Below are 6,128 nucleotides of genomic sequence, written 5' to 3'. Positions count from 1 at the left end.
GGAGGGGGGGGGGGGGGGGGGAGGGGGGATGTGGGTCTGTCTTCTTTCCTCCTCCCCCCCCCCCCCCCCCCCCCCCCCCCCCCCCCCCCCCCCCAGGGCCCGGGCCGCCTGCCGTCTGGCGACGGCGCTCTCGGTGGTGCGGCCCAGTTCGCACAGCAGGTCAGCCAGCAGGCCGTGGGTGCGGGACTCCAGTCCGGTGTCGCCGACCGTGCGGCCCAGGGCGACGGCGAGTCGGGCCGTGGACAGGGCGGCGTCGCGGCGGCCGAGCGCGTGCAGGGCGCGGGCCCGGCTCTGGGTGGCGAGGACGGCCTCGGCGCCGGAGCGGGTGGTGGCGACCCGGACGGCCTCGTCGGCGTGGACCAGGGCCGGGCCGGGGGAGCCGGCCAGGACCAGCGCGTCGGCGAGGTCGGTGAGCGCGCGGACGAGCAGGCCGCCGACGGCCGGGGTGCGGGCTGCGCTCACCAGGTCGGTCATCAGCGGCAGGGCCTGGTCGTAGCGGCCGGCCCGCAGCAGCGCACCGGCCACCCGGGCACGGCATTGGTGGCGCAGCAGTTGGTCGCCGGCCCGGTCTGCGGCGGCCACGGCCCGTTCCAGTTGCTGGACGGCGGTGCGATGGGCGGCACGGTCGACGTGCAGGACGGCGAGGTCGGTGGCCAGCCGGGCGACGGCCGCCTGGTCCGCGCAGCTGTGGGCGGCGCGCAGGCCGGCCTCGGTGACGGCGCGCCAGTGCGTCCGGTCGTGGCCGGTGGTCTCGTACAGCAGGCCTATCCGGTGGGCGAGTTGCCAGGATTCGGCGGTCCGGCCGAACTGCTCGGCGCAGACCACCACCGCGCGCAGGGCGCTCTCCTCCCGGCGGAACCAGGCGGCCGCCTCCGCCGGGGCCGCGCCGCCGCCCTCGGGCGTCCAGGCGGCGGTGGTGCAGCCGCCGGTGGTCCAGGCCGCGGTGACCGCGAGGTAGTGGGCGATCAGCCGGTCGAGGGCGACGAACCGGTCGTCGCAGGTGAGTTCGGCGGCCTGCCCGGCCGCGTAGCGCCGGACCAGCTCGCGCCGGGCGTAGCGGCCGGGCGTGGTCTCCTCCAGCAGGTGGACGGCGTCGAGGCGGGTCAGCAGGGTGCGGGTGGCGGCGGGCGGCAGGTCGGCGAGCGCGGCGGCGGTGGCGGTGTCGATCACCGCGCCGGGGTGCAGGCCGAGCAGGGTGAACAGCCGGGCGGGGGCGGGCGGCAGGGTCCGGTAGGTGTGGTCCAGGGCGGTGGTGACACCGATCGGGCCGCGGTCGGTGCCGGCCAGGGTGGCGAGGCCGGTCTGCTCGTCGGCGAGTTCCGCGGCCAGGTCGCCCAGGGTCCAGCCGGGGCGGGCGGCCAGCCGGGCGGCGGCCAGCCGCAGGGCGAGCGGCAGGTGGTCGCAGGCCGCGGCGAGGTCGGCGGCCGCCTGCGGTTCGGCGGCGACCCGGGCCGGGCCGAGGGTCCGGGCGAGCAGTTCGGCCGCGTCCTCGGCGCCGAGCACGCCCAGCGGGAGCGGGATGCCGCCGTCGCGGACCAGCAGGTCGCGCAGCCGGCTGCGGCTGGTGACGACGACGACGGGGGTGCCGCGGGTGCCGGCGTCCCCGTCCCCGGCTCCGTTCCCGTCCGGGCCGTCCCCCGGCGGGGGCGGGTCGGGCAGCAGCGGGGCGAGCTGCTCGTACGAGCGCGCGTCGTCCAGCACGATCAGCAGCCGGCGGCCGGCCAGCAGTTCCCGGTAGCGCTGCTCCCGCTCCTCGGGCGAGGCGGGCAGGGCGCCCGCCGGCTCGCCGAGGGCGAGCAGGAACCCGGCCAGCACGTCGGCGGGTTCGCGGGGCCCGGCCGGGTCGAAGCCGCCCAGCTCGGCGTGCAGGACTCCGTCGGGGAAGTGCCCGGTGGACCGCTGCACCCAGTGCTGGACCAGGCTGGTCTTGCCGACCCCGGCCGGTCCGGTGACCAGGATCGGGTGGCCGGACCGGACGGCGGCGGCCAGGGCCTCGTCGAGCCGGGCGAATTCGGCCGACCGGCCGGTGAACCTGCGGTCCGGCGCACCACGCCTCGGAAGCCGGGCGGGTCTGGGCGGCGCGTCCCGCTCGGGGCCGTCCGCCGACCGTTCACCGGCGTGGCGCAGCTCCGGACCGGGCGGGCCGGAGAGCCGGGCCACCGCCCGGTCGTACCAGGCCGCCGCCTCGTCCCGGCGGCCGGCCTGGTCGAGGCAGCGGACCAGCCGCGCGACCAGCGTCTGCCGGGTCGGGTGGGCGACCGCCGCCTCGGCCAGCTCGCCGGCCAGCTCGCCGCCGCGGCCGGCCCCGAGCAGGCCCTCGGCGAGCCGGTCCAGGGCGCGCAGCCGCAGGTCGGTGACGTGCGGCAGGGTGCGCTCGCGCAGCAGGACGGACCCGCAGTCGACGAGGGCCGGGCCGCGGAACAGGTCCAGGGCGGCGCGCAGCAGGGGCACGGCCGGATCGTGCGGCTCGGGCTCGGTGCTCCCGGCGGGCGCGGCCGGGGCGGGCCGCAGCACGCCCGCCCGGTCGCAGAGCCCGCGGAAGTGCAGCAGGTCCACCCGGTCGGGGTCGCCGGCCAGCAGGTAGCCGGCGCCGCGGGTGCCCAGGGTGAGCCCGGGGCAGTCGAGCAGTTGGCGCAGGGCCGCGACGTGCCCCTGGAGCGCGGCGCGGGCGGTGGGGGGCGCGTCGCCGTCCCAGACCAGCTCGATCAGCTCGTCGGTGCCGACGGTCTGGTTGAGCCGGATGGCGAGGGTGCTCAGCAGCGCCCGGCGTTTGGGGGCCGAGGGTGTGACCGTCGTCCCGTCGTCCCGTCGTACGGCGACCGGCCCGAGCAGGTCGATGTGCATGCGGCCCTCTCCTCCCCTGTCGCCGATCGGATCCGCCGCCGACGACAACCTCCGGCGTCTTCCCGGCGTCGTCAGAGGATAGGCCTGGTCCGGTCACGTGCACGCGGCCGGATGGGGTCTGCTCGGATCTGGTGGATCTTGTCGGGTCGGACCCGGACCCGGCAAGATCCGCAGGGCCCGGCATCGACGTCCGTTCCGCCGGGCGCCGCCACCCGGTGGCGCCCGGGGAGTGGGCGATCTGGCGCGAACAGGACACTTCAGGGCACTACACTGCTCCACCCCGGGGCACACCCCGGACGTCAATGGGGCGGGGGGACGCCCTGCCCGTCGTGGGTGAAGTGGGGGTACTGGTGCGGATTCGGCTCCTCGGCCCGGTGGAGCTGCGGGCCGGGGCGGACGGCTTCGCCTCGCTGCCGGGGGCGCAGCGCAGGGCGATCCTGGCGCTGCTCGCGTTGCGGCTGGGCCGGGTGGTCGGGGTGGACGGCTTCTGCGAGCTGCTGTGGGGCGAGCGGCCGCCGGCCAGCGCCCGGGCCGCCCTACAGGGGCACGTGGCGGCGCTGCGCAAGGCGATCGCCGACACCCCGTTCGTGCTGCACACCCGTTCGTCCGGCTACCTGCTGGCCGGTCCGGCCGAGGAGGTGGACGCGCTGCGCTTCGAGGCGCTGACCGACCGGGCCGCCGAACAGGCCGGACTCGGCTGCGGCACGGCGGACGCGCAGGCGATCGCGCTGCTGGAGCAGGCGTTGCGGCTGTGGCGCGGCGAGGCCCTGGCCGACCTGCCCGACACCGCCGTGCGCGCGGCCGTGGTCGACCAGCTGGAGCAGGCCCGCACCGCCGCCGTGCTCAGCTGGGCCGGGCTGCGGCTGCGCCAGGGCAGCGGGGTGGCGGCGGTGCCGGCCCTGGAGCAGCACGTGCGGACCGACGGGCTGCGCGAGGAGCTGGTGGCGCTGCTGATGCGCTGTCTGCACCAGGCCGGACGGCCGGCGGACGCGCTGTCCGCCTACCACCAGGCCCGGGTGCGGCTGGACCGCGAGCTGGGGATCCGGCCCGGCCCGGCGCTCCAGGCGGCGCTCGCCGAGGTGCTGTCCGGGGGCCGGGCCGAGCAGCCGGCCCCGGCCCGCTCGGCGGCCCCTCCGGCCGCGCCGCGGGTTCCCCGTCAACTCCCGCGCCGCCCGGTCGACTTCGTCGGCCGGGACAGCGAGGGCTGCTGGCTGGACGGCGAGTGCGGCCCGGACCGCGCCGGTGACGGCCTGGCCGTGGTGGTCGGACCGGCCGGGGCCGGCAAGAGCGCGCTGGTCACCGCCTGGGCGCACCGCCGCGCCCCGCACTTCCCGGACGGGCAGCTGTTCGCCGACCTGCGGGGCCTCGACCCGGCCGGCCCGGCCGACCCGGAAGCCGCCCTCGGCGGCTTCCTGCGGGCCCTCGGGGTCTCCGAGGGCGCCGTCCCCGAGGACCGGGACGACCGGGCCGCGCTCTACCGCGACCGGACCAGGGGGCGGCGCCTGCTGGTGGTCCTGGACGACGCCGCCGATGCCGACCAGGTCGCCGACCTGCTGCCGCAGGGGCCCGGCTGCGCCGCCGTGGTGACCAGCCGCGGCTCGCTGGAGGGGCTGGTGGCCGCCGACGGTGCGGCCCTGCTGCGCCTGCCCCCGCTGCCCCAGGACGACTCCCTGCGGCTGCTGGAGCGCGCGCTCGGCCCCGACCGGCTGCGGGCCGAACCGGCCGCCGCCACCGAACTGGCCGGGCTCTGCGACCACCTGCCGCTGGCGCTGCGGATCGCCGCGGCCCGGCTGGCCACCCGCCCGGACTGGACGATCGCCGAACTGGTCGCCGAACTCGCCGACGAGCAGACCAGACTGCCCGTCCTGGACGCCGACGGCGCGACCGGCGTCACCACCGAGCTCCTCCTGACGTACCGCCGCCTCTCCCCTGGCGCCGCCGAACTGCTCACCCTCCTGGCCGCCCACCCGGGCCGGGAGGTGGACACCCTGACCAGTGCGGCCGTGCTCGGCGCCGACCCGGCCACCGCCCGCCGGTCGCTCGGCGAACTCGCCGCCCACCACCTGCTCACCGGTGCGGCGCCCGGGCGCTACGGCCGCGCCGAGCTGGTCCGGCTGTTCAGCGCCGGGCTGCTCGCCGAGCAGCCCGAGCCGCGCCGACGCCTCGCCCGGGAGCGGCTGCTGGACTACTACCAGGCGGCGCTGCGGCAGGGCGGCGAGTTCATCGAGCCGGGCCAGGACGGTTTCGACACGCTCGTCCACCCCCCGCGGGCCCTGCCGCCGGCCGACGGCATCCGCGCCGCACTGGACTGGTTCCAGGCCGAGGAGCCCGCGATCCGCGCGCTGATCACCGGCACCGCCGACGACCCGGACCGGGTCTGGCGGCTGGCCCAGGCCGCCGGCCCGCTGTACTACGGCTCCAGCCGGTTCACCGACTGGCTGGGCTGCCTGCGCGCGGGCGTCCGGGAGGCCGAGCGGTGCGGCGACGAGCTGGCCGCCGCCCAGTTGCACGGCGCCCGGGCGAACGCGCTGCTCGGGCTGGAACGCCGCCAGGAGGCGGCCGAGGCCGCGCGCCGGGCGGTGGCCGCCGGCGAGGCCGCGACCGGGCCCGCGGGCCGCGCCGCGTACGCCCGCGCGCTCGCCACCCAGTCGCTGATCACCGCGATCCTGGGCAGCGCGACCGAGGCCGCCCGGCTGGCGTCCGGCTCGGCCGCGCTGGCCGTGGAGTCCGGCGACCCCCGGCCGCTGGCCGTCGCCCTGGTCCACCACAGCTGGGTGAGCCTGCTGGCCGGGGACCGGCAGGGCGCGCTGCGGCAGGCCCGGGAGGCCAGGGAGCTGCTGCCCGCCCGCCCGGTCACCTCGATCCACCTGTGGTCGATGCTGACCGAGGCGCACACCCTGCCCCCGCACGGGCGCAGCGAGACCGTCGACCTGGCCTGGCACCGGCTGCTGGCCGGCTGCGAGGAAGCGGGCCTGCTCTACCTCCAGGCCATCGCCGAACAGTCGCACGCCGCCTACCTGCTGAGCCGGGGCCGCGAACTGGAGGCCCTGGACCGGCTGCGCTCGGCGCTCGACCGCTTCCGCAGCCACGATCGACTGGCCGGGGTGCAGAGCGAGTTCACCACCAGCCTGGAGGAGTCGCTGAACTCGCGCGCGCCACACCGGCACTGACCGGCTCCCCGGGGGGGGGGGGGGGGGGGGGGGGGGGGGGGGGGGGGGGGGGGGGGGGGGGGGGGGGGGGGGGGGGGAGGGGGGGGGGGGGGGGGGGGGTCAGAATGGGGGTTG

The 6,128-nt window shown here is 78.7% G+C and carries 2 protein-coding genes; one reads left to right on the top strand and one right to left on the bottom strand.

Translation table 11 applies throughout. The features are described from left to right. Nucleotides 1–2,844, bottom strand: a 2,844-nt coding sequence (locus AC07AL_RS16300) for an AfsR/SARP family transcriptional regulator (RefSeq protein WP_478317682.1), incomplete at its 3' end; no start/stop codon positions are given. A 350-nt stretch (nucleotides 2,845–3,194) separates the two neighbouring features. On the opposite strand from AC07AL_RS16300, the gene AC07AL_RS16295 reads away from it, so the two are divergent. Beyond that, nucleotides 3,195–6,014 (top strand): AfsR/SARP family transcriptional regulator, encoded by a 2,820-nt coding sequence (locus tag AC07AL_RS16295; protein ID WP_400805967.1) that lies wholly within the window; start codon nucleotides 3,195–3,197, stop codon nucleotides 6,012–6,014. Nucleotides 6,015–6,128: the final 114 nt, after the last annotated feature.

This window comes from Kitasatospora sp. NPDC043949 (assembly GCF_056435365.1).
Note: the sequence above shows the minus strand (reverse complement) of the source record. Positions and strands in the feature narration are given on the sequence as shown.